Source organism: Mesorhizobium sp. CCNWLY176 (genome assembly GCF_037153935.1).
GTDB lineage: Bacteria > Pseudomonadota > Alphaproteobacteria > Rhizobiales > Rhizobiaceae > Mesorhizobium_M > Mesorhizobium_M zhangyense.
The window spans coordinates 322,182-347,182 of the sequence record NZ_JBBBDZ010000003.1 but is presented as its reverse complement, the minus strand read 5'-3'; the positions used below and the strand labels follow the sequence as shown (position 1 = coordinate 347,182).

At 64.8% G+C, this 25,001-nt stretch carries 24 protein-coding genes and 1 riboswitch; of the genes, 16 read left to right on the top strand and 8 right to left on the bottom strand.

Translation table 11 applies throughout. From position 1 onward, the window contains the following. Position 1: 1 nt before the first annotated feature. Together WBQ96_RS07270 and WBQ96_RS07265 are read right to left on the bottom strand one after the other, a co-directional pair. Positions 2-583, bottom strand: coding sequence for a NuoB/complex I 20 kDa subunit family protein (locus WBQ96_RS07270; protein ID WP_165115876.1), 582 nt, complete (start codon positions 581-583; stop codon positions 2-4). After that, positions 574-939, bottom strand: a complete 366-nt coding sequence (locus tag WBQ96_RS07265; RefSeq protein ID WP_165115878.1) for an NADH-quinone oxidoreductase subunit A — start codon at positions 937-939, stop codon at positions 574-576. The genes WBQ96_RS07270 and WBQ96_RS07265 overlap by 10 nt, the downstream gene beginning before the upstream one ends. Before the next feature lie 346 nt (positions 940-1,285). Here WBQ96_RS07265 and WBQ96_RS07260 point away from each other — a divergent pair, with 346 nt between their 5' ends. The 8 genes from WBQ96_RS07260 to WBQ96_RS07225 all read left to right on the top strand — a co-directional run bounded on the left by WBQ96_RS07260 (position 1,286) and on the right by WBQ96_RS07225 (position 11,536). Next, positions 1,286-2,485: a winged helix-turn-helix domain-containing protein gene (locus tag WBQ96_RS07260; protein ID WP_336548764.1), complete on the top strand. Its 1,200-nt coding sequence runs from the start codon at positions 1,286-1,288 to the stop codon at positions 2,483-2,485. 29 nt (positions 2,486-2,514) lie between these two features. Continuing rightward, a riboswitch (cobalamin riboswitch) is annotated at positions 2,515-2,720 on the top strand. A gap of 30 nt (positions 2,721-2,750) precedes the next feature. Next, positions 2,751-3,185 (top strand): DUF1636 family protein, encoded by a 435-nt coding sequence (locus WBQ96_RS07255; protein ID WP_336548762.1) that lies wholly within the window; start codon positions 2,751-2,753, stop codon positions 3,183-3,185. Continuing rightward, positions 3,182-4,219 carry a cobalamin biosynthesis protein CobW gene (gene cobW, locus WBQ96_RS07250; RefSeq protein WP_336548760.1) on the top strand — a complete coding sequence of 346 codons (1,038 nt, stop codon included), beginning with the start codon at positions 3,182-3,184 and terminating at the stop codon, positions 4,217-4,219. The genes WBQ96_RS07255 and cobW overlap by 4 nt, the downstream gene beginning before the upstream one ends. A 16-nt stretch (positions 4,220-4,235) precedes the next feature. Then, entirely contained in the window at positions 4,236-7,928 is a 3,693-nt protein-coding gene (gene cobN, locus WBQ96_RS07245; RefSeq protein WP_336548758.1) for a cobaltochelatase subunit CobN, read from the top strand. Further along, positions 7,925-9,406 (top strand): precorrin-3B synthase, encoded by a 1,482-nt coding sequence (gene cobG, locus WBQ96_RS07240; RefSeq protein ID WP_442920803.1) that lies wholly within the window; start codon positions 7,925-7,927, stop codon positions 9,404-9,406. The genes cobN and cobG overlap by 4 nt, the downstream gene beginning before the upstream one ends. A 2-nt stretch (positions 9,407-9,408) precedes the next feature. Further along, complete coding sequence (locus WBQ96_RS07235; RefSeq protein ID WP_336548756.1) at positions 9,409-10,041, top strand: precorrin-8X methylmutase; 633 nt, start codon at positions 9,409-9,411, stop codon at positions 10,039-10,041. Further along, on the top strand, positions 10,038-10,775 hold the full coding sequence (locus WBQ96_RS07230; protein WP_336548754.1) for a precorrin-2 C(20)-methyltransferase: 738 nt from the start codon (positions 10,038-10,040) through the stop codon (positions 10,773-10,775). The genes WBQ96_RS07235 and WBQ96_RS07230 overlap by 4 nt, the downstream gene beginning before the upstream one ends. Next, on the top strand, positions 10,772-11,536 hold the full coding sequence (locus WBQ96_RS07225) for a precorrin-3B C(17)-methyltransferase (RefSeq protein ID WP_336548751.1): 765 nt from the start codon (positions 10,772-10,774) through the stop codon (positions 11,534-11,536). Before WBQ96_RS07230 ends, WBQ96_RS07225 begins: the two co-directional genes overlap by 4 nt. On the opposite strand, the gene WBQ96_RS07220 is transcribed toward WBQ96_RS07225, so the two are convergent. Then, on the bottom strand, positions 11,500-12,267 hold the full coding sequence (locus WBQ96_RS07220; protein WP_336548749.1) for a cobalt-precorrin-6A reductase: 768 nt from the start codon (positions 12,265-12,267) through the stop codon (positions 11,500-11,502). The two genes, WBQ96_RS07225 and WBQ96_RS07220, sit on opposite strands and share 37 nt — an antisense overlap. A gap of 1 nt (position 12,268) precedes the next feature. On the opposite strand from WBQ96_RS07220, the gene cbiE reads away from it, so the two are divergent. Genes cbiE through cobM form a run of 3 tightly spaced genes read left to right on the top strand, consistent with a single transcriptional unit; the run spans position 12,269 to position 14,651 of the window. Next, positions 12,269-13,507, top strand: a complete 1,239-nt coding sequence (cbiE, locus tag WBQ96_RS07215; protein ID WP_336548747.1) for a precorrin-6y C5,15-methyltransferase (decarboxylating) subunit CbiE — start codon at positions 12,269-12,271, stop codon at positions 13,505-13,507. Further along, positions 13,504-13,890 carry a cobalamin biosynthesis protein gene (locus WBQ96_RS07210; protein WP_336548745.1) on the top strand — a complete coding sequence of 129 codons (387 nt, stop codon included), beginning with the start codon at positions 13,504-13,506 and terminating at the stop codon, positions 13,888-13,890. Before cbiE ends, WBQ96_RS07210 begins: the two co-directional genes overlap by 4 nt. Next, entirely contained in the window at positions 13,887-14,651 is a 765-nt protein-coding gene (gene cobM / locus WBQ96_RS07205) for a precorrin-4 C(11)-methyltransferase (protein WP_336548744.1), read from the top strand. The genes WBQ96_RS07210 and cobM overlap by 4 nt, the downstream gene beginning before the upstream one ends. On the opposite strand, the gene WBQ96_RS07200 is transcribed toward cobM, so the two are convergent. Next, the gene (locus tag WBQ96_RS07200) at positions 14,618-15,733 is read right to left on the bottom strand and encodes a cobalt-precorrin-5B (C(1))-methyltransferase (protein ID WP_336548742.1); all 1,116 of its coding nucleotides are present in this window, start codon (positions 15,731-15,733) and stop codon (positions 14,618-14,620) included. The genes cobM and WBQ96_RS07200 overlap by 34 nt on opposite strands. Before the next feature lie 65 nt (positions 15,734-15,798). Here WBQ96_RS07200 and cobA point away from each other — a divergent pair, with 65 nt between their 5' ends. From cobA to WBQ96_RS07175, 5 genes are all read left to right on the top strand, one after another. Beyond that, a complete protein-coding gene (cobA, locus tag WBQ96_RS07195; protein WP_336548740.1) occupies positions 15,799-16,584 on the top strand; it encodes a uroporphyrinogen-III C-methyltransferase in 786 nt (261 codons plus the stop codon). Next, complete coding sequence (locus WBQ96_RS07190) at positions 16,581-17,894, top strand: cobyrinate a,c-diamide synthase (RefSeq protein WP_336548738.1); 1,314 nt, start codon at positions 16,581-16,583, stop codon at positions 17,892-17,894. Before cobA ends, WBQ96_RS07190 begins: the two co-directional genes overlap by 4 nt. Before the next feature lie 3 nt (positions 17,895-17,897). Then, positions 17,898-18,662 (top strand): adenosylcobinamide-GDP ribazoletransferase, encoded by a 765-nt coding sequence (locus WBQ96_RS07185; RefSeq protein WP_336548736.1) that lies wholly within the window; start codon positions 17,898-17,900, stop codon positions 18,660-18,662. 19 nt (positions 18,663-18,681) lie between these two features. Further along, complete coding sequence (gene cobT, locus WBQ96_RS07180) at positions 18,682-19,692, top strand: nicotinate-nucleotide--dimethylbenzimidazole phosphoribosyltransferase (RefSeq protein WP_165115910.1); 1,011 nt, start codon at positions 18,682-18,684, stop codon at positions 19,690-19,692. 93 nt (positions 19,693-19,785) lie between these two features. Beyond that, the gene (locus WBQ96_RS07175) at positions 19,786-20,100 is read left to right on the top strand and encodes a hypothetical protein (protein ID WP_336548734.1); all 315 of its coding nucleotides are present in this window, start codon (positions 19,786-19,788) and stop codon (positions 20,098-20,100) included. Position 20,101: 1 nt separating this feature from the next. On the opposite strand, the gene WBQ96_RS07170 is transcribed toward WBQ96_RS07175, so the two are convergent. The 4 genes from WBQ96_RS07170 to WBQ96_RS07155 all read right to left on the bottom strand — a co-directional run bounded on the left by WBQ96_RS07170 (position 20,102) and on the right by WBQ96_RS07155 (position 24,886). Next, positions 20,102-20,854, bottom strand: a complete 753-nt coding sequence (locus WBQ96_RS07170) for an SH3 domain-containing protein (RefSeq protein WP_336548733.1) — start codon at positions 20,852-20,854, stop codon at positions 20,102-20,104. 64 nt (positions 20,855-20,918) lie between these two features. After that, complete coding sequence (locus WBQ96_RS07165) at positions 20,919-22,163, bottom strand: MFS transporter (protein WP_336548732.1); 1,245 nt, start codon at positions 22,161-22,163, stop codon at positions 20,919-20,921. 120 nt (positions 22,164-22,283) lie between these two features. Next, entirely contained in the window at positions 22,284-23,750 is a 1,467-nt protein-coding gene (locus WBQ96_RS07160) for a DEAD/DEAH box helicase family protein (protein WP_336548731.1), read from the bottom strand. Next, positions 23,708-24,886, bottom strand: coding sequence for an NAD(P)/FAD-dependent oxidoreductase (locus WBQ96_RS07155; protein WP_336548729.1), 1,179 nt, complete (start codon positions 24,884-24,886; stop codon positions 23,708-23,710). Before WBQ96_RS07155 ends, WBQ96_RS07160 begins: the two co-directional genes overlap by 43 nt. Positions 24,887-25,001: the final 115 nt, after the last annotated feature.

The following is a 25,001-nucleotide window of genomic DNA, read 5'->3' as shown; positions in this document are numbered from 1 at the left end:
ATCACCGTTCAATCGTGCCGGTGCGGCGAATCTTCTTCTGGAGGAGAAGAACGCCGTAGAGCAGCGCTTCCGCCGTCGGCGGGCAGCCGGGTATATAGATGTCCACCGGCACCACGCGGTCGCAGCCGCGCACGACGGAATAGGAATAGTGGTAATAGCCGCCGCCATTGGCACAGGAGCCCATGGAGATGACATAGCGCGGCTCCGGCATCTGGTCGTAGACCTTGCGCAGCGCGGGAGCCATCTTGTTGGTCAGCGTGCCAGCAACGATCATCACGTCCGACTGGCGCGGAGAAGCTCGCGGCGCGAAACCGAAGCGCTCGGCGTCATAGCGCGGCATGGAAAGATGAATCATCTCGACCGCGCAGCAGGCGAGCCCGAAGGTCATCCACATCAGCGAGCCCGTGCGCGCCCAGGTGATCAGCGCCTCCGACGAGGTGACGACAAAGCCCTTGTCGGAAAGCTCGTTGTTGATGTCCATCACAAACGGATCATCGGCGCCGATCGGCTTGCCGGTATTCGGATCGAGAATGCCTTTCGGCTTGGCAGCGACCATTGTGGGAGACATATCGTTCAATCCCATTCCAGCGCTCCTTTTTTCCATTCGTAGATGAAGCCGATGGTCAGAACCGCCAGGAAGACCATCATCGACCAGAAGCCGAGCATGCCGATCTCGCCGAACGAAACCGCCCAGGGGAAGAGGAAGGCCACTTCCAGATCGAAGATGATGAAGAGAATGGAAACCAGATAAAAGCGGATGTCGAACTTCATGCGCGCATCGTCGAACGAATTGAAGCCACACTCATAGGCCGACAGCTTTTCCGGGTCCGGATTGCGATAGGCCACAAGGAAGGGCGCTGCAATCAACGCCAGCCCGACCACGAGGGCCACGCCGATGAAAATGACGATGGGAAGATATGAACTTAAGAGCGCGCTCATGCTCCGACTTTCCGTTGGTGGCCGATCGGCCTGAATTATAGCATTGAGTCGAACCGCCATACCGCGACAGATTGCCTATGAAGGCCGCGGCAAGACACTATGCTGCAACGCGGCGAGGGTTAGCGCAGGCAATCGGGGGAAGCAAGTCAAACCTTGGCGAAAGCACGGCTGCGCCAATCGCTTTCCAGCGATTTGCGTTGCACAAGGCGCATTTGATTTCCTTACCTTTTTACTCCACTTTTTATCCTGACACAATTCCCGTCGCAGTCCTGCTAGGCTGAAGTCCACATTTCGATTCCGGCTGATGCGGAGAGACCTTGATGATGAACACCCGGGCCATCGAAGAATGAAGGGAACGATCCCGCTTTCCATGGCGCGGCGCATAGCGCTTGCCGCGCAGGGCTTTGCCGATCCGCGACCGACGGGCGCCATCGACCGGCGACATCTCAACAAGGTGCTTTCGCGCATTGGTTTATTGCAGATCGATTCCGTCAGTGCGGTGGTGCGGGCGCATTACATGCCGCTGTTTTCGCGGCTTGGCCCCTACCCCCGCGCGTTACTCGACAACGCTGCCACATCACGAAAACGTGCGCTCTTTGAATACTGGGCGCATGAAGCGTCGTTCCTGCCGGTCGAAACCTATCCCCTCATGCGCTGGCGCATGGAACGCGCCGGCCAGCACGAGGAAATGTACACCGGGCTGGCAAAATGGGCGCGGCAGAACGAAGGCCTGATCAACGAGATTTATCAGGAAGTCAGTAACCGCGGCCCGATCGCGGCTTCCGACATCGATGGCGCCAAGGGTTCCGGCGGCTGGTGGGGCTGGAGCGACGAGAAACACGCCTTCGAATGGCTGTTCTGGGCCGGCCGGATCACAACATCTTCGCGCCGTGGCTTCGAGCGTCTTTATGACCTGCCCGAGCGTGTTTTGCCCGCCTCCATATATAATGCCCCGGTTCCTTCGGCTCCCGACGCGCATCGCGACTTGCTGCGCATTTCGGCCCGCGCGCTTGGCATCGCCACCTACAGCGACCTGCGCGACTATTTCCGCCTCTCGCCCGCCGACATGAGGGGCCGCATCGAGGAACTGGTTGAATCGGGCGAGCTTCTGCCTGTTAAAGTTAAGGGCTGGACCCATCAGGCCTGGCTACACGCAGGCGCGCGCATTCCACGCAAGGTCGAGGCCCGCGCCCTCCTCGCCCCCTTCGACCCACTGGTCTGGGAACGCGCCCGCACGGAACGCCTGTTCAACTTCCGCTACCGCATCGAGATCTACACGCCGGCCGAAAAGCGGCAATATGGCTACTACGTCCTGCCTTTCCTGCTCGGCGACACGATTGTCGCACGCATCGACGTAAAGGCCGATCGCCCGGCAGGCGTCCTGCGCGTGCTGGCCGCCTATGCCGAACCGGGCGCACCGGACCACACGGCAGCCGCCCTCATCGAAGAACTGCGCCTGATGATGTCCTGGCTCGAACTCGATCGCATCGAGATTTCTCCGGCGGGAGACCTCGCACCGGCGTTGGCCGACATAATCGCGTCGTAACCACGCGTTGACAGCGCAAGGCACCACCGCCTAAATTCGCCCGCGACGGTCCCCTCTCCGCAAAGGGAGGGGCTAAGAGGGAATGCGGTGCCGGGCCAATGAGCCCAAGTCCGCAGCTGTCCCCGCAACTGTAAGCGGATAGCCGAAGGCCGACAGCCACTGGGATTTTTCCCGGGAAGGCGGCATGAAGCAACGACCCGCGAGCCAGGAGACCTGCCGTCAGACGAAAAATCCGACCGCCTGGCGGGTGTCCCGGGCAAGGAGCATGATTCTGGTGAAAGCCAACGGCAATCAAACTGAGCTGGCCGAGGACGCCCATGATTTGGGCGCGCCCGGCGTAACGATTCTCGTCTGTTCGTCCTGCCGCGACGAAAACGGCTCCGACGCGCGGCCCCGCGCCGGCGAGTATCTGGCACAAGGCGCGATTCGCGCCGCCGAAGCTGAAAACATCCCCGTCAAACAGGTCGAATGCCTCGGCAACTGCAAGCGCCGCCTGAGCGCTGCCCTTCTGCGCGACGGCTCCTGGAGCTACGTCTTCGGCGACCTGACGACCGAAAGCGGGCCCGACCTGATCACCGGCGCAAAGCTTTTCGCGACCTCGACCGACGGCATCCTGCCTTGGCGCGGCCGCCCCGACAGCCTCAAGCGCGGCCTCGTCGCGCGCATCCCTCCCCTCGATTTCCTGAAGGACAATTCATGACTGCCTCCGCCACCCGCGTCCCCTGCACCGTCGTCACCGGCTTTCTCGGCGCCGGCAAGACCACGCTGATCCGCCATATCCTGGAAAACGCCAACGGCCGCCGGCTGGCCCTTATCGTCAACGAATTTGGCGATATCGGCATCGACGGCGAGATCCTGAAAGGCTGCGGCGTCGATGCCTGCCCGGAGGAAAACATCGTCGAACTGGCCAATGGCTGCCTCTGTTGCACCGTCGCCGACGATTTCGTGCCGGCGCTTGACCAGATCCTGGCGCTGGAGCCGAAGGTCGATCATATCATCATCGAGACCTCCGGCCTCGCGCTGCCCAAGCCGCTGGTGCAGGCCTTCCAGTGGCCGAGCGTGAAGAGCCGCGTGACGGTGGACGGCGTCGTCGCCGTGGTGGATGGCCCGGCACTGGCCGCAGGCAAGGTCGCATCCGACCTCGACGCGCTGCAGGCGCAGCGCCAGGAAGACGATTCGCTCGATCATGACGATCCGGTCGAGGAAGTGTTCGAGGATCAGGTCGCCTGCGCGGATCTCATTATTCTCTCCAAGAGCGATCTGCTCGACGCAGCCGGCAGCGCCCGCGCCAACGCCATCATCAGCGAGCATCTGTCGCGCGCCGTGAAAATCGTCCCGACCGCGCAGGGCAAGGTCGATCCGTCGGTGCTGCTCGGCCTCGGTTTGGCCGTCGAGGACGACATCGAAAACCGCAAGACCCATCACGACGGCGAACTCGATCATGAGCACGACGATTTTGACTCCTTCATCATCGAGCTTCCCGCAATCTCCGATCCCGACGCGCTGGCCAAGCGCGTGGCGACGGCTGCCGAACAAGAAAACGTGCTGCGCGTGAAGGGTTTCGTCGATGTCGGCGGCAAGCCGATGCGGCTTCTGGTTCAGGCCGTCGGTCCGCGTGTCAACCACTATTACGACCGCGCCTGGACGGCGGCCGACGACCGTCGTTCGCGTCTTGTCGTCATCGGCCTGAAGGGGCTGAATCGCGACACGATCGAGCGCATACTGGTTAGCTGACCCACGGCGTGCCGCCATGCACATACTGACCACGACATCCGCCTCGCTCGACGATCTGGTCGAGCCGGTCGATCTGCGGCAGCAGCCGGCGGATATTGTGGCGCTGTCCTTCACCGACAGCGACCTGGCCGGGCTGGCGGCGGCGTGGAAACAGGAAGCCGAAACGCTGCCGTCGATGCGATTGGCCGCACTTCGCGACCTGCGCCACCCGATGTCGGTCGATCTGTGGATCGACCACACCGCCAGCCGCGCCAAGATCATCCTGGTGCGCATTCTTGGCGGCTACGACTGGTGGCGCTATGGCTGCGACCGGCTGGCCGCAATGTGCCGCGAGAAGAACATCCATCTGGCGCTCCTGCCCGGCGAGAGCCACGACGAAGACCTCCGGCTGATCGAATGCTCGACCCTGCCGCGCGAGCGGCTGGACGAACTGCTGGCTTATTTCCGCGAGGGTGGGCCCGAGAACATGCGCGGGCTGGTGCGGCGGCTGGCTGGGCTTGCGGGCGGGCAAGGCGCGGTATCCGCGCCGGTCACGGTGCCCAAGGCCGGTTTTTACGAGCCGGCGAAGGGCGTCGTCGAGCGCGACGTTACCCTCCCCCTTGAGGGGAGGGTACGGCCGCAGGCCGGGGGTGGGGTCGCCGCGGCCGCACGCCAACGCCAAGGAACGTCGAGCACTGCCGTAATACCCCCCTCCGCCGCCTTTGGCGGCACCTCCCCCTCAAGGGGGGACGAAACGCGCCCCACCATCCCCATCCTGTTCTACCGTTCCATGCTGCTCGCCGCCGATGTCGCGCCCATCGACGCGCTGGTCGAGGCACTGCGCCAGCGCGGCATGGCGCCGGTCCCGATCTTCGTTTCCAGCCTGAAAGACAAAGCCTCCCTCGCCTTCGTCGAGAATGCGCTGGCCGATCTGAAACCCGCCGCGATCATCACAGCAACCGCCTTCGCCTCTGGTGCCGAGCCGGGCGTCGAAACCCTGTTCGATCGTGCCGGCGTGCCGGTGTTCCAGGTCATAGTCGCAACCACGCGCCGCGACGCCTGGGCCACCAACCAGCGTGGATTAGCCCCCGCCGACCTCGCCATGCATGTGGTCATGCCGGAGCTCGACGGCCGCATCCTCGCCGGCGCGATTTCGTTCAAGGCAGAAATCGAAGCCGACGCGGCCCTCGCCTTCAAGGGTCTCGCAAATCGTCCGGAGCAAGACCGGGTCGAGCAGGTTGCCGACAGGCTGGCAGCCTTCGTGCGTCTCCAGCGCGAACCGCGCGCAACCCGCAAACTGGCGATCCTCATTCCCGACTATCCCAGCGCGCCCGGCCGCACCGGCTATGCCGTCGGCCTCGACGTGCCCTCCAGCGTGCTCGCCATGCTGCATGACCTGAAGCAACAGGGCTATGCCGTTGAAGGGATTCCCGAATCGCCGCGGGAACTATTGGGCTTGCTGGAGCACGGCGATAATGGGCTGAGCTTAGAAGATTATCTTGCCCTCGCGAACGACCTGCCTGAGGAGGCGCGGGCGACGGTGGAGGCCGCGTGGGGCAAGCCAGATGCCGAGACGGTTTCGACCAGGAAACTGCAGCGCTCTACGTTGCCCCCCTCTGTCCTGCCGGACATCTCCCCCACAGGTGGGGAGATTAGCAGTGGCAATGCCGGTCCACTCCCTGCAACGTCGACGATTGGCGAAAGTTTTGATGACAGCCTGATCTCCCCACCTGTGGGGGAGATGTCCGGCAGGACAGAGGGGGGCAACGTCGAGCAAAATCGTTCCCGTCCCTCAAACAACCACTTCCCCTTCCCCGCCGCCACCTTCGGCAACATCACCGTAGCACTTGCCCCCGATCGCGGGCGTTCGGCGGATCGCCGCGCCGATTACCACGACCCAACGCTGCCGCCCCGCCACGAGTTGATCGCTTTCGGTCTGTGGCTGCGCAAGAAACTCGACTGCCACGCACTAATCCATGTCGGCGCCCATGGCACGCTCGAATGGCTGCCCGGCAAGACGGTGGCGCTGAGCAGTGCCTGCTTCCCCGAAATCGTCACCGGCGGCCTGCCCGTCATCTATCCCTTCATCGTCAGCAACCCCGGTGAGGCAGCCCAAGCCAAGCGGCGCATTTCCGCCGTCACGCTCGGTCACCTGCCGCCGCCGCTCGCGCACGCCGGGCTCGATGAAAACCAGCAGATGCTGGAGCGGCTGGTCGACGAATATGCACAGGCCGACGGCCTCGACCGCCGCCGCCGCGATCGGCTGGCGAAACTCATCGTAGAAACCGCCGCCAAGACCGGCCTCGCCCATGAAGCCGGCGTCGCAAAGACCGACGCTCCCGACGAAGCGCTGCGCCGCATCGACGCCTGGCTCTGCGATCTGAAGGATTTCGCCGTCAAGGACGGCCTGCACATCTATGGCCGCGCGGCGGACGATGAGACCGATGCCATGCGCCTGCGCAGCGCTGAAACCGAGCGCAACGCGCTGATTGCAGCACTCGACGGCCGCCACATCGCCGCCGGCCCAGCAGGCGCGCCGGCGCGTGGCCGCACCGACGTGCTGCCGACCGGACGCAACCTCTTCACCGCCGATCCGCGCACCATGCCGACGCCTACCGCCTTCGACCTCGGCCGCGCCGGAGCGCAGGAAGTGCTGACGCGTTACTTGCAGGATCACGGCGACTGGCCGCGCTCGCTGGTCATCGACCTCTGGGGCAGCGCCTCGCTGCGCACCGGCGGCGAGGAGATCGCCCAAGGTCTGTTCCTGATGGGCTGTCGCCCGCAATGGGATGCCGCCACCGGCCGCGTCACCGGTATCGAAGTCCTGCCGCCGGCAACGGTCGGGCGACCGCGCGTCGATGTCACATGGCGCATTTCCGGCCTGTTCCGCGACATGTTCCCGACCCAGATCGCGCTGGTCGATGCCGCTGCCGCTGCCGTCGCCGCGCGCGACGAGGACGCTTCCGAAAACCCCCTTGCCGCCGAAGCGCGCACGCTCGGCAAGGCCCCCGCCCGCATCTTCGGCTCCTCGCCCGGCACCTATGGCGCTGGCCTGGAAGACCTTTTGTCCAGCGGCCAATGGACAAGCCGCGAGGAACTCGGCCGCGCCTATCTCGACGCCACCTCGCATGCCTATGGCGGCGCCGAAGGCGAAGGCGTCTCTGCGCCCGGCGCTTTCGCGACACGCATCGCCGGGGCCGATCTTCTCGTCCACAGCGGCGACGACCCCGGCCGCGACATTCTTGAAGGCTCCGCCGATGTCGCCTTCATCGGCGGTTTTTCGGCAGCCCTTGCAGCACTCGGCAACAATGCCGATGTGATCATCCTCGACACCACCGACCCGGCACGCCCGCGCCCGCGCTCGATCACCGAAGCAGTGGCGCGCGTGGTGCGGGCGCGTGCCGTCAACCCGCGCTTCATCGAAGGACAGATGCGGCATGGTCCCCGCGGCGCGTCCGAATTTGCCGAGACGGTCGACCGGCTCGTGGGCTTCGCCGAGACCACGCATGCCATCCCCGGCGCACTGATCGAGGCCGTGCATGATGCCTATCTCGGCGACGAGGTGGTGCGCGCCTTCCTGTTGCGCGAGAACCCGGCGGCGACAAAAGTCATCGCCGAGCGCTTCGCCTCGGCGCGCCGGCGTGGCCTCTGGCACCCGCTGCGCAATTCCATCGACGCCGATCTGGCTAGCCTGATCGCCGAGGCCGAGGCGCTGGAGGTGGCGGCATGACCACCTTCTCCCGGCGCGGCGCGTGCCCGGCGCTATCCGCGCCGATGCAGACCGGCGACGGGCTTCTGGTGCGGCTTAATCCCATCGCTGGAGGACTTGCCCCCAAGGCCTTGATCGGACTCTGCGAATCCGCCTCGCGTCATGGCAATGGCGTGATGGAAGTGACGGCGCGCGGCAGTCTTCAGATTCGCGGATTGACGGCGGAAAGTGCGGTAGCGCTTGCGAGGGAGGTGAACGCGCTCGGCATAGCCGTGCGGACTGGCGTGCCGGTCGAGACTGGGCCGCTCGCCGGGCTCGATCCGAAGGAGATCGCCGATCCCTCCCCGCTTGCTGGCCGCATTCGCGAAGCCCTCGACACATCTAACCTTGGAGGCCGTCTCGGCCCGAAGGTTTCGGTCGTTGTCGATGGTGGCGGGCGATTGAATATGGATACGGTGCAGGCTGATGTCCGGCTGACTGCCATATCCTCCACCAAGTGGCTGTTAGCGATAGCTGGTGACGCGCACTCGGCCACTTTGTTGGGTGCTGTCGGTGAGGACGGTGCCTGCAAGGCCGTGCTTATTATTTTGCAGGCAATTGCGACAAACGGACGTGAAGCCCGCGCGAAAAATCTCCTCGTAGCGATCGATGTACATCTGGTCACGCAACTTCGGACGCTTGCCTCTTTTACGTCACCACCCCCCTCTGTCCTGCCGGACATCTCCCCCGCAAGGGGGGAGATTGGGCCTTCGCCAACGCCGCCGCCAATCTCCACCGGTTCAGGAGATGAGCCGGCATCGCCGCTGCTTATCTCCCCCCTTGCGGGGGAGATGTCCGGCAGGACAGAGGGGGGTGGTGATGCAGTTCGCATGTCTTCAATCGGCCTCCTGCCCCTTCGCCACGCCACCGCCCTGTCCCTCGCCCTGCCCTTCGGCAGCATGCCAGCCGGTGACCTGATCGCGCTTTGCCGCGCCGCCGAATCCCTCGGCGCAACCGAATTCCGCCCTGCCCCGCGAAGAACGCTGATCGTCCTCGGCCTCTCGCAATCCGCCTGCATCACCCTGCAGCACCACGCCAAATCCCTCGGCTTCATCACCGACCCGCTTGACCCGCGCCGCTTCATCGCCGCCTGCCCCGGCACGCCGGCCTGCGCCTCCGGCCTTCTCCACACCCGCGATATCGCCAGCCAGCTAGCCAAAGCATCCGCCGACCTGCTCGACGGTTCGTTCGAACTCCACGTTTCCGGCTGCGCCAAGGGCTGCGCGCACCCGGCTCCGGCAGCGCTGACGCTGGTCGGCGGCGAAAAAGGAGCCGGACTTGTCGTGGACGGGACGGCAAAGGACCTACCCGCCGGGTACACGTCCGGCTATGAAGCCGCACGCGCGCTTGGCCGCGTGGCAAGACTGGTACGTGCCAGCCGCAAGAATAAGGAGACCACCGCCTCCTGCCTTTCGCGGTTGGGTGCGGCCCGGATCGCCGAGGCGTTTGAACAGGGATGAGCATGACGGCTTACGACTACATCCACGACGGCAACGCGATCTATGAGCGCTCCTTCGCCATCATCCGCGCTGAGGCCGATCTGTCGCGCTTTTCGGAAGCCGAGGCCGATGTCGCCGTGCGCATGATCCACGCCTGCGGGTTGGTCGAAGCGGCGGAAAAATTCGAGTTCGGCGAAGGCTTCGTCGAAGCGGCAAGCGCGGCCTTGAAAACCGGCGCACCGATCTTCTGCGACGCCGAGATGGTGGTGCGCGGCGTCACCCGCGCTCGCCTGCCTGCAAACAACGAGGTGATCTGCACATTGCGTGACGAGCGTACGCCCGCGCTGGCAAAGGAACTCGGCAACACCCGCTCGGCAGCCGCGATAAAGCTGTGGGGCGAGCGCATGGCCGGCTCGGTCGTCGCCATCGGCAACGCGCCGACGGCCCTCTTCTATCTCCTCGAACTGCTGCGCGACGGCGCACCGAAACCGGCGGCGATCATCGGCATGCCGGTGGGGTTTGTCGGCGCCGCCGAATCCAAGGATGCGCTGGCTGAGAACTCTTACGGCGTGCCCTACGCCATCGTGCGCGGGCGCCTTGGCGGCAGCGCCATGACGGCCGCCGCACTCAACGCATTGGCGAGGCCCGGCCTGTGACCGTTCAACCCAAAGGCCGCCTCATCGGCGTCGGCACCGGTCCCGGCGACCCCGAGCTGCTGACGCTGAAAGCCGTGCGTGCGCTCGGCGAGGCCGACGTGCTTGCCCATTTCGCCAAGCGCGGCAACAACGGTAACGCCCGCGCCATCATTTCCGAGCATCTGAAGCCCGAAATCATCGAACTGCCGTTGCTCTATCCGGTGACGACCGAGATCGACAAGGAACATGCCGACTACAAGGCCGCGATCATCGGCTTCTATGAAGAGTCGGCACAAGCCGTAGCCGAACATCTCGAAGCCGGCCGCACGGTCGCGGTGCTCAGCGAAGGCGACCCGCTGTTCTACGGCTCCTACATGCATCTGCATGTGCGCCTGTCGCACCGCTACCCGACCGAGGTCATCCCCGGCGTCACCGCCATGTCGGGCTGCTGGTCGCAGACCGGGCTGCCCATCGTGCAGGGCGATGACGTGCTGAGCGTTCTTCCGGGCACGATGAGCGAATTCGAGCTGACACGCCGGCTGGCCGATACCGACGCTGCCGTCATCATGAAGGTCGGGCGCAACCTGCCCAAAATCCGCCGCGCGCTGGAAGCCAGCGGCAAGCTGGAGCGCGCCATGTATGTCGAGCGCGGCACCATGGCCAACACCGCCGCCATGAAGCTCGCAGACAAGACCGACGACACCGCCCCCTATTTCGCCATCGTGCTGGTTCCCGGCTGGGCGGGACGGCCATGAGCGGGCGGCTTTTCGTCATCGGGCTCGGTCCCGGCAACCCCGGCCAGATCACGCCGGAAGCAAGTGCTGCGGCAGCGGAAGCCAAGTTCTTCTTCGGCTACGGTCCCTATGTCGACCGACTGAACCTCAGGCCCGACCAGATCCGCATCGCCTCCGACAACCGCGAGGAGATTTCGCGTGCCAATGCAGCTCTTGAGAAGGCGGCCGAGGGCGCGAGTGTCGCCGTGGTTTCGGGCGGCGATCCTGGCGTCTTCGCGATGGCAGCAGCCGTCTGCGAGGCGATCGAAGCCGGGCCTGCCGAATGGCGCGACATCGAATTGACGGTCATCCCCGGCGTCACGGCCATGCTTGCGGTCGCCGCCCGCATCGGCGCGCCGCTCGGCCATGATTTCTGCGCCATCTCGCTATCGGACAACCTCAAGCCTTGGGACCTAATCGTGCGGCGGCTGGAGGCGGCAGCAAATGCTGGCTTCGTCATCGCGCTCTACAATCCGATCAGCAAATCCCGCCCCTGGCAGCTCGGCAAAGCCTTTGAAACGCTGCGCACCATCCTGCCCGGCGCGACGCCGGTGATCTTCGGTCGCGCCGCTGGCCGACCCGACGAGCGCATCGAGATTACGCCGCTGACGGAAGCCCGCGCGGAGCAGGCCGACATGGCCACCTGCGTGATGATCGGCTCGCCCGAAACCCGCATCATCGAGCGCACCGGCCAACGGCCGCTCGTCTATACGCCGCGATTTTCGGCGGAGGCGGCCCAATGATCGATCATGGCGAGCAGTTCGCCGACACTGGCGGCGGATGGCACATTCGGCAGGTCCGGCCTGCGGAACAGGATGACCTCGATGCCGAGTTCGCGCGCGGCAGCGATCTTGCCATAGGTGGCGCTGCCGCCGCTATTCTTGGCGACGATGGCGTCGATACTGTGGCCGGCCAGAAGTTCGCGCTCGTCCGCCTCGGCAAACGGCCCGCGCGCAAGAATGTAGGTCGCGTCCGGCACGGCGAGCGGCGGCTCGATGGGATCGACGCTGCGGATCACGTAAGCGTGCTGCGGAGCCCGGACAAAATCAGCGATTTCCTGCCGTCCGAGTGCGAGGAACACCCGACGCGGACGTTCGCCCAACGCGGCCACGGCTTCCCTGCCGTTCTCGACCAGCGTCCAATGATCGCCCTCGACAGCCTCCCAGGCCGGGCGACGCAGCGCCAGGATCGGAACGCCGGCCAGCGTCGCGGCTTCAGCCGCATTGCGCGAAATGTTGGCCGCATAAGGGTGAGTGGCGTCAATCAGCAGGCCGACTTGCTCGTCGCGCAGATAGTTCGCAAGCCCTTGCGCACCGCCAAAGCCACCGCTGCGCACCGGCACAGGCTGCGCGACAGGATCGACCGTGCGGCCGGCCAGCGACAAAACAACCGACAGGTCGGCGCGATCCGCCAGTTTGCCGGCAAGCTGCCTTGCTTCCGTGGTGCCGCCGAGTATCAGAATGCGGTGGGTCATCATGCCTGCTGAGCGAAAGAAACCGGCCGCCGCACAACGCTGGCTCACCATCGTCGGCATCGGCGAGGATGGTGTAGAAGGTCTTGGCGACGAGGCCAAGCGCCACATCGCGCAAGCCGAGGCGGTTTTCGGCGGCAAGCGCCATCTCGCGCTGGTGGAAGGGCTGATCGCGGGCAACGCGCTGCCATGGCCAACCCCGTTCGATGCCGGCATGAAAGCGGTGCTGGCGCTGTCCGGCCGCCGCGTCTGCGTGCTCGCCTCCGGTGATCCCTTTTGTCACGGCGTCGGCTCCACCCTCGCCCGCCACATATCGGCGGACGAGATGAATGTGTTGCCTGCTCCCTCCGCTTTCAGCCTCGCTGCCGCCCACCTCGGCTGGCCGCTGCCCGAAACGCAGACGATCTCGCTACACGGCAAGCCGATCGACCTGATCCGCCCGCTGCTACATCCCAAGGCGCGCATCTTGGCGCTGACTTCGGATGGCGACGGCCCGGCCGCCATTGCGCAGCTCTTGTCCGAACTCGGCTTCGGCCCATCGCGCCTGACGATCCTCGAAGCGCTGGGCGGCCCGTCCGAACGGCTGACCGCGACACGCGCCGTGGCCTTCACCGCCAAAAACATCAATCCGCTCAATGTTCTGGCCATCGAAGTGGAATCGACTTCTGAAGCGCGCGTCCAACCGCTGACGCCCGGCATGGCGGACGAATTGTTCGAGCATGACGGCCAGATCACCAAACGCGAAATCCGCGCCGTCACGCTATCCAGCCTTGCGCCAAAACGCGGCGAGCTTCTGTGGGACATCGGTGGCGGCTCCGGCTCGATCTCGATCGAATGGATGCTGGCCGACCCGTCGATGCGCGCCATCGCCGTCGAGGCATCGCCCGAGCGCGCCGCCCGCATCAGCCGCAATGCGATGGCCTGTGGCGTACCGGGTCTCATAGTTATTGAAGGCAAGGCGCCTGCCGCTCTCGCCGGCCTTGAAACACCCGACGCGATCTTCGTCGGCGGCGGCGGCACTGAGGCCGGCGTCATGGATGTGGCGATCGACGCCCTGCCCTCCGGGGGAAGGCTGGTCGCCAATGCGGTGACGCTGGAGATGGAAGTGCTGCTTCTGGCGCTGCACGCGCGGCTTGGCGGCGAACTGATCCGCCTCGCCGTCTCCCGCACCGCGCCAGTCGGTTCGATGCAAGGCTGGCGCCCGGCAATGCCGGTCACGCAATGGTCGTGGGTGAAGCCATGATCGTCGCGGGCATCGGCAGCCGCAAGGGCGTCAGCGAACAGCAGGTGCTGGACGCCATCAGCGCAACCCTGGCCGAATACCAGCTCGAAGCATCGCAGCTCGATGCCATCGCGACGGCACGGTTGAAGCAGCATGAAGAGGCGATCTTTTCCGCCGGGCGCCAGCTGGGGCTTGAAGTCATGATCGTTGGCGACGAGGAGCTTGCAAAGGCCGGAGAGAAAGTCGCCAGCCATTCCGACCTGTCGCTGACCTTGACCGGCGCGCCCTCTGTGTCGGAAGCCGCTGCCCTTGCCGTAGCAGGTGAGAATGCACGGTTGCTCGGGCCGAGGCATGTTCTCGCCTCAGTGACCTGTGCGCTGGCGCAAAGCGGAGATGCGTCATGACGGTTCATTTCATCGGCGCCGGCCCCGGTGCCGCCGATCTCATCACCGTTCGCGGCCGCGACCTGCTGGCGCGCTGCCCGATCTGCCTCTATGCCGGCTCGATCGTGCCGGTTGAGATGCTGGCCTACTGCGGGCCGGGCGCGAAGCTCGTAAACACTGCCCCGATGTCGCTGGATGAAATCGAGGCGGAATACGCTGCCGCCCATCAGGCCGGGCAGGATGTTGCCCGCCTCCATTCCGGCGACCTTTCTGTCTGGAGTGCGGTCGCCGAGCAGATACGCCGGCTCGAAAAGCTCGGCATCCCCTACACGCTGACGCCGGGTGTGCCGTCCTTCGCCGCCGCAGCGGCAGCGCTGGGCCGCGAGCTGACGATCCCGGAAGTCGCACAATCGCTGGTGCTGACCCGCGTCTCCGGCCGCGCCTCGCCAATGCCCGCAAAGGAGACGCTGGCGGCTTTCGGCGCGACGGGCGCGACGCTTGCCATTCACCTTGCCATTCACGCCATCGACCGCGTGGTGGAAGAACTGACGCCGCTCTACGGAGAAGATTGCCCGGTCGCCATCGTCTTCCACGCCTCTTGGCCGGACGAGCGCATCATGCGCGGCACGCTTGCGACGATAGCCGCCCAGTTCGCCGCCGATCCGATCGAGCGTACGGCGATCATATTCGTCGGGCCCTCGCTGGCGGCAGAGGAGTTCCGCGAAAGCTCGCTTTACGATGCCTATTATCAGCGCCGCTTCAGGGGGCGGGATTCGCTATGAGTGGGCGCGAAGGGCGCATGCCCCCTCAATTCGCCGTCGCGGTTGAAGACCAGGATTTCGAGCTCGATATCCACGCTCTTCAGCACGGGTGCAGCCGTGCGCCAAGCGCCGGCGGCAATCGCATCGCCGATCGTCACGCCTTCCGCCACAGCAAGCGTAAAAGCTTCGGCTACCGTGTTGGCACCACGAATGCGCGCAGCCAGTTGCTCGCCCGCGCCTGCCTCGGCAGCCACAACCGCCAGCCCGTCGAGATCGGCCGCACCTCGGTTGGAATGAACGTCGAGCATGCCTTGCGCCAGCTTGGTCATCTTGGCGACCCCGCCGGCAATCGTCACGCGCGGCACCGGATGCGCGCGGATGTATTTCAGCATGCCGCCGACGAAATCGCCCATGTCGATCAGCTGTACTTCATGCAGGCCATGGAATTTCTGCACCGCCATTTCGGATGCGTTGCCGGTCGAGCCAGCGACATGGGTAAAGCCCATGGCGCGCGCCACATCCACGCCGCGATGGATCGAGTGAATCCAAGCCGAGCAGGAATAGGGAATAACGATGCCGGTCGTGCCCAGGATGGAAATGCCGCCGAGGATGCCGAGGCGCGGATTGAGTGTGCGGGTCGCCATCTCCTCGCCGCCCACCACGGAAATCTCGACTTCGAAGTCGGCCTTGTCGCCGGCGACCTGATGCACGGCCTCGGCAATCATCCTGCGTGGCACCGGGTTGATCGCCGGCTCGCCCGGCGGGATGGGCAGGCCCGGTCTTGTCACCGTGCCGACACCGGAGCCAGCGCGAAAGGTCACGCCGGACCCTGGCACGCCGGCGCGCACAGTGCTTTTCACCAGCGCGCCATGCGTCACGTCGGGGTCGTCGCCGGCATCCTTGACGATGCCGACCGTCGCCCGGCCGTCGCCAAATTCGTGATTGGCCAGCGCAAAACCCACGATGTTGCCGCCGGGCAACGTGATCTCCACCGGGTCGGGGAAACTGCCGGTCAGCAACGCCGAACACGCCGCCTTGGTGGCAGCAGTTGCGCAGGCGCCCGTGGTCCAGCCCCGGCGCAGCGGCATTTCGGCTTCTTTCATGCCTTCGCTCATGCCGGCCTATATACGCAGGCTGTCTTTGCGCGTCATCCGGGAAAGCAACTTCTGTGAGCATCGACCATCTCTTTTCCCGCCTTCTCGCCGGCAAGCAGCCGCTTCAGCCCGGCCATGTCTGGCTGGCCGGCGCCGGCCCCGGCGATCCTGCCCTGCTCACCCTCGACGTGCTCTCCGCGCTAACCCAGGCCGATGCACTGGTGCATGACGCGCTGGTGTCCCCCGAAATCGTCGCCGTTGCCGAACAGGCCGAGAAATTCTTCGTCGGCAAGCGCGGCGGCAGGCTCTCGATTCCGCAAGATGAAATCAACGCCCTTCTGGTCAGGCTGGCGCGGGACGGCCGCAAGGTCGTGCGGCTGAAGGGCGGGCACCCCTTCGTCTTCGCTCGCGGCGCGGAAGAAGCGCTGGTGCTGGCGCGCGAAAACATTCCCTGGCGCGCGCTGTCCGGCGTCACCTCGGCCTTCGGCGGGCTTACTTCGGCGGGCATTCCGGCGACCATGCGCGGCGTCAATGGCGCGATCATCCTAGCCACCGGCTTTGCCGCCGCCACTGACGACCGGCCCGATTGGGCAGCGCTCGCCCGCACCGGCCAGCCCATCGTCATCTATATGGGCCTGACCCATATGGCGGCGACAGTGGCGGAACTTCTGGCGGCGGGGCTACCCGGCGATACGCCGGCAGCACTCGTCGAGAACGCCTCCATGCCCGAGGAGCGCACCGTCACCGCCCCGCTGGGCATGCTGGTGGAGACGGCCGCGCGCGAAAACATCGTCTCGCCGGCGCTGATCGTCATCGGCGGCATCGTCGCCATGCGCGACGAATTGATGGGTGACCGGTGACGGCGCGCGGCCTGATCATCGGTGCCCCGCGCTCCGGCTCGGGCAAGACCAGCGTCACCATCGGCATTTTGCGCGCGCTCGCGCGGCGCGGCCTGAGTGTCGGCGGCGCCAAATCCGGCCCGGATTATATCGATCCCGGCTTCCATCACGCAGCCACCGGCCACCCCGGCGTCAATCTCGACAGCTGGGCCATGTCGCCGCCGCTGCTCAACGCGCTTGCGACAAATGCCGCCTCGCAGGCCGACCTGCTGTTCATCGAAAGCGCCATGGGCCTGTTCGACGGCATTCCCGCCGCGGCCGGCCGCTCTGGTTCGGCAGCCGATCTCGCACGGCTTTACAGCCTGCCGGTGCTGCTGGTGCTCGATGTCTCCGGCCAGTCGCAGACCGCTGCCGCCATCGTCAAGGGCTTCGCCAGCTACGATCCGGATGTGCGCATTGCCGGCGTCGTCCTCAACCGGCTCGGCAGCGAGCGTCACCGCCGGCTGGCGGGAGATGCGGTCGAGGCGCTTGGACTGCCGGTCGTCGGCGCGATCCTGCGCGACCCGACGCTTTCACTGCCTGAACGGCATCTTGGCCTCGTCCAAGCCAGCGAACATGCAGACCTGATCGTCCATCTCGACCGCCTTGCCGACATGGCGGAACGTTCGCTCGACCTTGACGCCATCATGGGCTTGATGACGCCGCTTGCGCCGAAAGGCGCTGATTTTTCCGACGCCCTGCCACCGCCCGGCCAGCGCATCGCGCTGGCGCAGGACGCCGCCTTCACCTTCGTCTATCCGCATGTCGCGGCGCATTGGCGCGAGGCCGGCGCGGAAATCGTTCCGTTCTCGCCGCTCGCAAACGAAGCCCCTTCCGGGGATTGCGATGTCTGCTGGCTGCCGGGCGGTTATCCCGAACTCCACGCCGGCAAGCTCGCCGCCGCCGGAAACTTCCGTGCCGGGATGGCAAAGTTCGCCGAGGCAAAGCCGATCCATGGCGAGTGCGGCGGCTTCATGACTCTGGGCGAAGCGCTGGAGGATGCCGAAGGCGTAACCCACCGCATGCTCGGCCTGCTCGGCCATTCTACCAGCTTCGCCAGGCGCAAGATGAACCTCGGCTATCGCCAGGCGACTTTGCTATCCGACTGCCCGCTCGGACAGGCCGGCTCGACGGTGCGTGGTCATGAATTCCACTACGCGCAGACGGTCACGCCGGGAAGCGACGAAAAGCTCGCTGACCTCGCCGATGGTCAGGGCAACCCGCTCGGCGCATTCGGCGGTCGGCGCGGCCATGTCACCGGCACCTTCTTTCATGCGATTGCGCGGGGCTGAGGCATGAACGGCACGCCGCGCAACAGGATCACAAGCGATATAGCCCTGTCGCTCGTTTTCCTGACGCGCCTGCCGCTTCCTCACATGGATTTTTCCGGCCGCAGCCTTTCGTCAGCCCTTTGGGCGGCGCCCGTCATCGGCGTGATCGTCGCGCTGATCGGCGGTATCGCTTTCGCCATTGCCATATGGCTTGGCCTCTCAGCGGGACCTGCCGCAGCACTTGCGCTCGCGGCGACCATGCTGACGACCTTTTGCCTGCACGAAGACGGTCTTGGCGACACTGCCGACGGATTTGGTGGTGGTTCCACGCGCGAGAAAAAGCTCGAAATCATGCGCGATAGCCGCATCGGCACCTATGGCGCGGTGGCACTCGGGCTCTCGATCCTGCTGCGCTGGGCCGCACTTGCCGATCTCACCAGCGTCTCGCAGGTCTTTTGCGCACTGATCGCAGCGCATGCCGTATCGCGCGGGCTGATTCCCGCCTTCATGCATCTGCTGCCCTCGGCGCGTGTTGAAGGGTTGGCCGCCAATGCCGGCTCGCCTTCATCAGAAACGGCGGTAGTCGGTGCGGTTCTCGGCGCTGTCGCGCTGCTTCTGCTCGGCCTGCCCGGCGCGCTGGCAACCGCTGTCATTCTCGGCCTCTGGTTTTTCGCGTTCCGAAAGCTCTGCCTTGCCCAGATCGGCGGGCAGACCGGCGACACCATCGGCGCGCTCCAGCAGGGTGCTGAAATCATCGTGCTGCTGGCAGCCAGCGCCATATTCATCTGATTTTTCAGGAGCTTTCCTCATGGCCTTCAAGTCGTTTGATGAACTGCGTGCCGCCTGCCAGAACCTGCCGGCCGGCAGCGAGGCGTCAGCACAGGCCGTGGCACGGCGGCAGGACACGCTGACCAAGCCGCAAGGCAGCCTCGGCCGGCTCGAAACCATCGTCGCCTGGCTGGCGCGCTGGCAAGGCCGCGACACGCCGAAGCTCGACCACGTCAAGGTCATCGTCTTTGCCGGCTCGCATGGCGTCACCGCGCAGGGCGTCTCGGCCTTCCCGTCGGAAGTGACCGTGCAGATGGTGGCGAATTTTGCCGGCGGTGGCGCTGCGATCAACCAGCTCGCCCGCGTCGCCGGCGCTGAACTCGATGTCATCCCGCTCGAAATTTACCGCCAGACCGACGATTTCACCCAAAGCGTCGCGATGAGCGAGGCCGAATTCCTGACCGCCGTGTCGACCGGTTTTGACGCCGTCACCAAGGATACCGATCTCATCTGCTTCGGCGAGATGGGCATCGGCAACACCACGCCGGCAGCCGCCATTGCAGCTGCCCTGTTCGGTGGTGGTGCTGAAAAATGGACCGGGCGTGGCACCGGCGTCGACGATGCCGGCCTGAAGCGCAAGATCGTCGCCATCGACAAGGGCCTTGCCCTGCATGCAGATGCGATCGCCGATCCACTGAAGATCGCTGCTGCGCTTGGCGGGCGCGAACTCGCCGCGATCCTCGGTGCAACACTTGCCGCGCGCCAGCTTGGCATTCCGGTGCTGCTCGACGGTTTTGTCTGCACTGCCGCCGTGGCTCCTCTCGCGAAACTTGATTCGGCCGGGGTCGCCCATACGCTCGCGGCCCATGTCTCTGCCGAAGCCGGGCATCGCGCGCTGCTCCAAGCTTTGAATCTTGATCCCCTGCTCGATCTCGGCATGCGCCTGGGCGAAGGTTCGGGCGCGTGTCTTGCCGTCAACCTCGTCCGCTCGGCGCTGGAATGCCACACCGGCATGGCGAGCTTCGCCGAGGCTGGCGTCTCGGAGAAATAGCAGCCGCCGGCCAGAAAGCCTCTCTCTTTGAGGTGGAACCAAAGCTGGCAGCAGCCGTTTTGGTCCCATCAGACGAATTGAGGATTTTTCGACATGGCTTCTGTATTTTCAAGGTTTCGCGACGACGTCGAAGACGATCTGGAGGATCAGATCGTGAAGCTGCGCCGCGAAGTGTCATCTCTCAAGAAGTCGCTGTCGAAACGCGGTGCCGCCACCTATGAGGACGCGCGCGACGGTGCATCGGATATCTACGACGATCTCATGGCACGCGTCAGCGACGCTATCCCGCACATCTCGAAACAGTCCCGCGTGGTGAAACAGGCAGCGCGCGATAATCCTGTGGCTGCGACAGTCGTCGGCGTTGCTGTCGTCGGTCTGCTGATCGGGCTTCTGGCGCGCGGACGTTAACTTATAGGTAGCACTGGACGTTCCGGCGACTGCGGCGGCTATAGGCGCTGTGGTCGCCGCACTGTTTGCCGTTGATCATCAGATCATAGGGACACTGACAGTCGCCTTCCTGCGGCGCGCGTATCGGTGTGCGTCCGCCGAACAGGGCTTTGGCCTTGGAAAACAGGTTTGTCGATTCGGATCTGGGAGCGACATAGCCCTGAGGACGGATGGCGCGCGGCATATCCGGCTTGGTGCTGACGTTGGTAGCCTTGCCTGGTACCGACAGGCTTGGTCGCGGCGCATCCGAGCCGGCAGGGCGCAAATAGTCGCCATGAATCCAGCCCTTGCGCCCTCGCACCGAGACGAGCTGCCATTTTCCGTCGCGAATGATCACTTTCACCGCCTCACCCGGCCCCAGCGTCGCCACGACAGAGGCCGAAAGGTTTGCCGTCGCCCGCATGTTCACGCGCGAGGTCGTATAGAGCGAATCATCTGAGCGTGCCGCCCTGTCCGGCACGGGACGGTCCGGTCGCGCGATGGAACTGGTGATGACCTGCGAAGGACGCGGCACCGGCGGCAGGATTTTCTGCGGCGTATCGGGCAATGCAGCTTTCTTCGGCGCATCAGGCAGTTCAGCCTTGCGTTCCACGGGCTTTGACGGCCTTTGCTGGGCATGGAATTTGGACGGCGGCTCTTGCGTCATCGCCCATATGCCGGCGCCTGCAGCACCGATCACCAGCCATCTCAGTTTTGGAAGCGCGAAACCAACCATGGCCGCATCATGGCGCGAAAGGTTTTAAGAGGCGGTTGACGAAAAGCAGATCGCCGATAGCCGGTTAGGCTCTGATCGGCTGCGCAATGCGCGATCGCCACAACAAAAGCGCCATCACGGTGATGTTGAGCAGGTTCCAGGCAATCCCGTTCAGGAATGCAGCCGCATAAGACCCTGTCAGGTCGTAGATCCAGCCCGACATCCAGCCGCCGATCGCCATGCCGACGATCGTTGCCATGATGACGACGCCGACGCGCTGGCCGGCTTCCGCCGCCGGCATGTATTCGCGCACGATGATCGCATAGCACGGCACGATACCGCCCTGCGAAAGGCCGAAGACCAGTGAAACTACGTAAAGCGAAGCCAGTCCGTCGAATGGAATATAGAAAAGCAGCGAGACACACTGCAGTACGGACCCGATTAGAACCGTCCTGATGCCGCCTATCCTGTCGGCCAGAAAACCGGACCCGATGCGGCTGACGATCCCGCCCGCCAGCATCAGCGAGAGCATTTCGGTTCCCCGCGCCACGCCGTAGCCGAGATCCATGCAATAGGCGACGATGTGAACCTGCGGCATCGACATCGCCACGCAGCATCCAAGGCCGGCAACGACCAGCAGGCCTTGCAGGACGGGTGGCGATACGCCGATCGCCTGCACCGGCCGCGTCGAACCGGGACTCGAAGTGCCATGCTCTTCGACCGGCACCTTGCGCTTCAGAAACAGCAGCAGCGGTATCATCGTCACAAGGCAGATGACGCCGATGCCGATATAGGTCGCGCGCCAGCCATAGGACGGGATGAAGTGCTGCATGGCCAACGGCCACAGAGCGCCGGCGAGATAGTTGCCGCAAGCTGCCGCGGCGACCGCCACGCCGCGGCGACGGTCGAACCAGTGCGAAATATCGGCGATCAAGGGGCCGAAGGTCGTAGAAGCGCCGACCCCGATCAGAAGCGCCTGAATGACGGCGAATTGAAAAACCGACGTAGTCAAGGCAGCAAGAATGAAACCAGCGCCAAGCATCGCTGCCGCAACGAGCGCCGGGAACATAAAGCCCATCCGGTCGATGAAGCGGCCGATCACAACATTGCCGACCGCAAAGCCGAGCATCGTCATCGTGTAAGGCAACGAAGCATCGGCGCGGTCGATGCCGAATTCGCTCTGCACGTCCGGCAGCACGACCACCACCGACCACAAGCCCACGCCGCCGATCGTCGCGACAAGCACCGAAACCGCAAGCCGGGTCCAGGAATAGGTGCTATCGAGATAATCGGCACGGCGTGGATCGACGGTGGTAGCCGGGTTCGTCATGACTATCCTCCAGGCGTGCCGGGACGGTTGGCTGCCTGCCCCTTTTCGCCCATTCGCCTGCCGGGAAGCAGCGCCACAGTCATTTTTTCGGGGCGCCAGCGGGGTGGCAAAAATGTTTTCCTAAACGCCCACCACCGCCGCGATTTCCTCCAGCAGCCGCGTATCATCGCCAGCCATGCCATCCATCGACATCATTCGGGCAATGACGGTCGCGCCTATACGCTCCTCCACCGTGCCCTCGGCATAGGCGTAGTAGATGATGGCGCGCTTGCCGTCGCGATGGCAGCGGCCTTCGATCTGCTGAAGCTGGATGGCGCTGTGGCGCATGTCGTGAACGACCAGAGAACGCTCGCGCTCGCCGCCCGGCATTTCGCCCTGATGCAGCGAAATCGATTCGGTGACGGTGAAGATGACCGCCTCGAGCTGGCCGGTCTGGAAGGCAACCCGCGTACGCTCATTGGCGTCGCCCGACTGTTCGCCGTTGATTTCGCCGACCGCCCAGCCGCGACCGGAAAGCTTTTCCGCCAGCATGGCGCTGGTTTCGAGGAAGGCGACCGAGATCGCCACCTGCTGGCCGTTGGCCAGAAGATCGTCCGCGAATTCCGTCGTGCCGGTGGTTCGGATCAGGCTGGCCTTCTGGCGAAAGCGCAGATCGGCGGCCCAGCCGGCGGCGCGCCGCGTGCTGCCGCCCAGAAGCCCGAGTTCGCGGCGGAATTCGCGCCAGGTTGAGTCGTAAAGCCGCTGCCCGGCGGCATCGAGCGCCGTCGGCGCCAGTTCGCGCTGCACTTCGGGCCAGCCGGCGATGTCTTCGGGGCGGCGGCGCATGCCGATGGCGTTCTCGCCGCGATAGAGAAGGTCCGACATGGTCTTTTGGTCGGTCTCGTTCGGCTCCCACGACCAGTTCTTCCAGCGCCCTTTGGCGCGGCCGATGCCGAGCCCCTTCATCAGCTTGCGGAAATCGTCTATCTCGCCGCTTGCGCCGCCGGTCGCATAGGCCAGAAGCTTGCCGAGATAGGACAGTTCATGCGGCGACTGGCCAGCGGTCGCGCTCATATAGATGGTGAAATTGGCGGCCGCCGCCATCTGCCGGCATACCAACCCCTGCTGCGCACCCGGATTGCGGATGCGGTGGCTCTCGTCGATGATGACGATCGGCCAGATGCGCTTGGGCGCGCCATGCCGCGCAAGCTCGTTGTTCTTCGCCCGCATCGAGCGCTTGGTGCTGGCGGCAGGCGGCGCCAGCAGCGATTTTGTCCGCTCGAAATTCATGATGGTGACACGCTTTCCGGCATCCGGGGAGCGGGCGATAGTTCGCCGCCATTGCGGAATGGCACCCTTGGGGCAGATGACGAGAACATCCGTCTCCGGCATCGCCGAGACGGCCAGCCACGCCGACAGCGTCTTGCCGAGACCGGTCAGGTCGCCGAGCAGGAAGCCGGGACGCCCCTTTTCGCGCGCCGCCAGAATGGCATCCCGCGCGATGAGCTGATGCGGGCGCGGGACGAAATCGGCTTCGTCAGCCAGCACGCCATCCATCACGATGCTCATGCCGCCTGCCCCGCGCACCAGCCGGAAGACCAAGCCCATTGGAAATTATAGCCACCGAGCCAACCGGTTACGTCGACAACCTCGCCGATGAAATAAAGCCCTGGAACCGCCTTCGCCGCCATCGTCTTCGAATCGAGATCGCGCGTATCGACGCCGCCAAGCGTTACCTCGGCTGTCCGGTAGCCTTCCGACCCGGCCGGCTTGATGCGCCATCCATTGACTCTGCCTTCGGCAATCCGAAGCTGCTTGTCGGAGAAATCGGCAAGATGGCCTGTCATGCCGAGTTCTTCGGCGATCGTCTGCGCCAGCTTCTTGGGCAGATGCGCCGACAGGGCAGTCTGCAGTGCCTGCTTGCCGTTCTGCGCGCGGGCCGTACGCAGGGTTTCGAAAATGTCGTTTCCTGGGGCCATCGAGATCGCGATCTCGTCGCCCTCGCGCCAATAGGATGAAATCTGCAGGATCGAAGGCCCGCTGACGCCGCGATGGGTGAACAGCATGGCTTCGGAAAACTTCGTCTTGCCGCAGGAGACGACAGCGTCCACCGTGTTGCCGGACAGAGGCTTCAGCCGCTCCAGCGTGTTCTGGTCGAAGGTCAGCGGCACCAGTGCCGGGCGCGTTTCCACCACCTTCACGCCGAATTGCGCCGCCACCTCATAGCCAAATCCGGTCGCGCCCATTTTGGGGATCGACTTGCCGCCGCTCGCCACCACCAGCGATTGGCAACGAACTGCGCCGTCCGTCAGCTTGACCGCAAAGCCGCCGTCGACCCTGTCGATCCGCTCGGCGCGCGTCGCCAGCCTCAGCGCCGCACCATGCTTTTTCATCTCGGAAAGCAGCATCTCGATGACCTGCGTGGACGAGCCGTCGCAGAACAGCTGCCCGAGCGTCTTTTCGTGATAGGCAATGCCGTATCGCTCGATCAGCGCTATGAAATCCCGCTGCGTGTACCGGCTGAGCGCCGAAATGCAGAAATGCGGGTTCTGCGAGATGAAATTCTTTGGGCTGGCGTGGATATTGGTGAAGTTGCAGCGCCCGCCACCGGAAATGCGTATCTTCTCGCCCGGCTTGGAAGCGTGATCGATGACGAGCACCGAGCGGCCGCGCCTGGCCGCCTCGATGGCGCACATCATGCCGGCGGCACCCGCCCCTATCACCAGAACATCGACTGAATTCAAAACGCCGCTCCGCTTGCAAGCGCTCAACTACACCAGGAAGCGCGAGATGTGGAGTGCCGTGGCCCATGCGAATGACCTATCGTAGAGGTTGCAGCCGCAGTGAAACCTGCCGCAT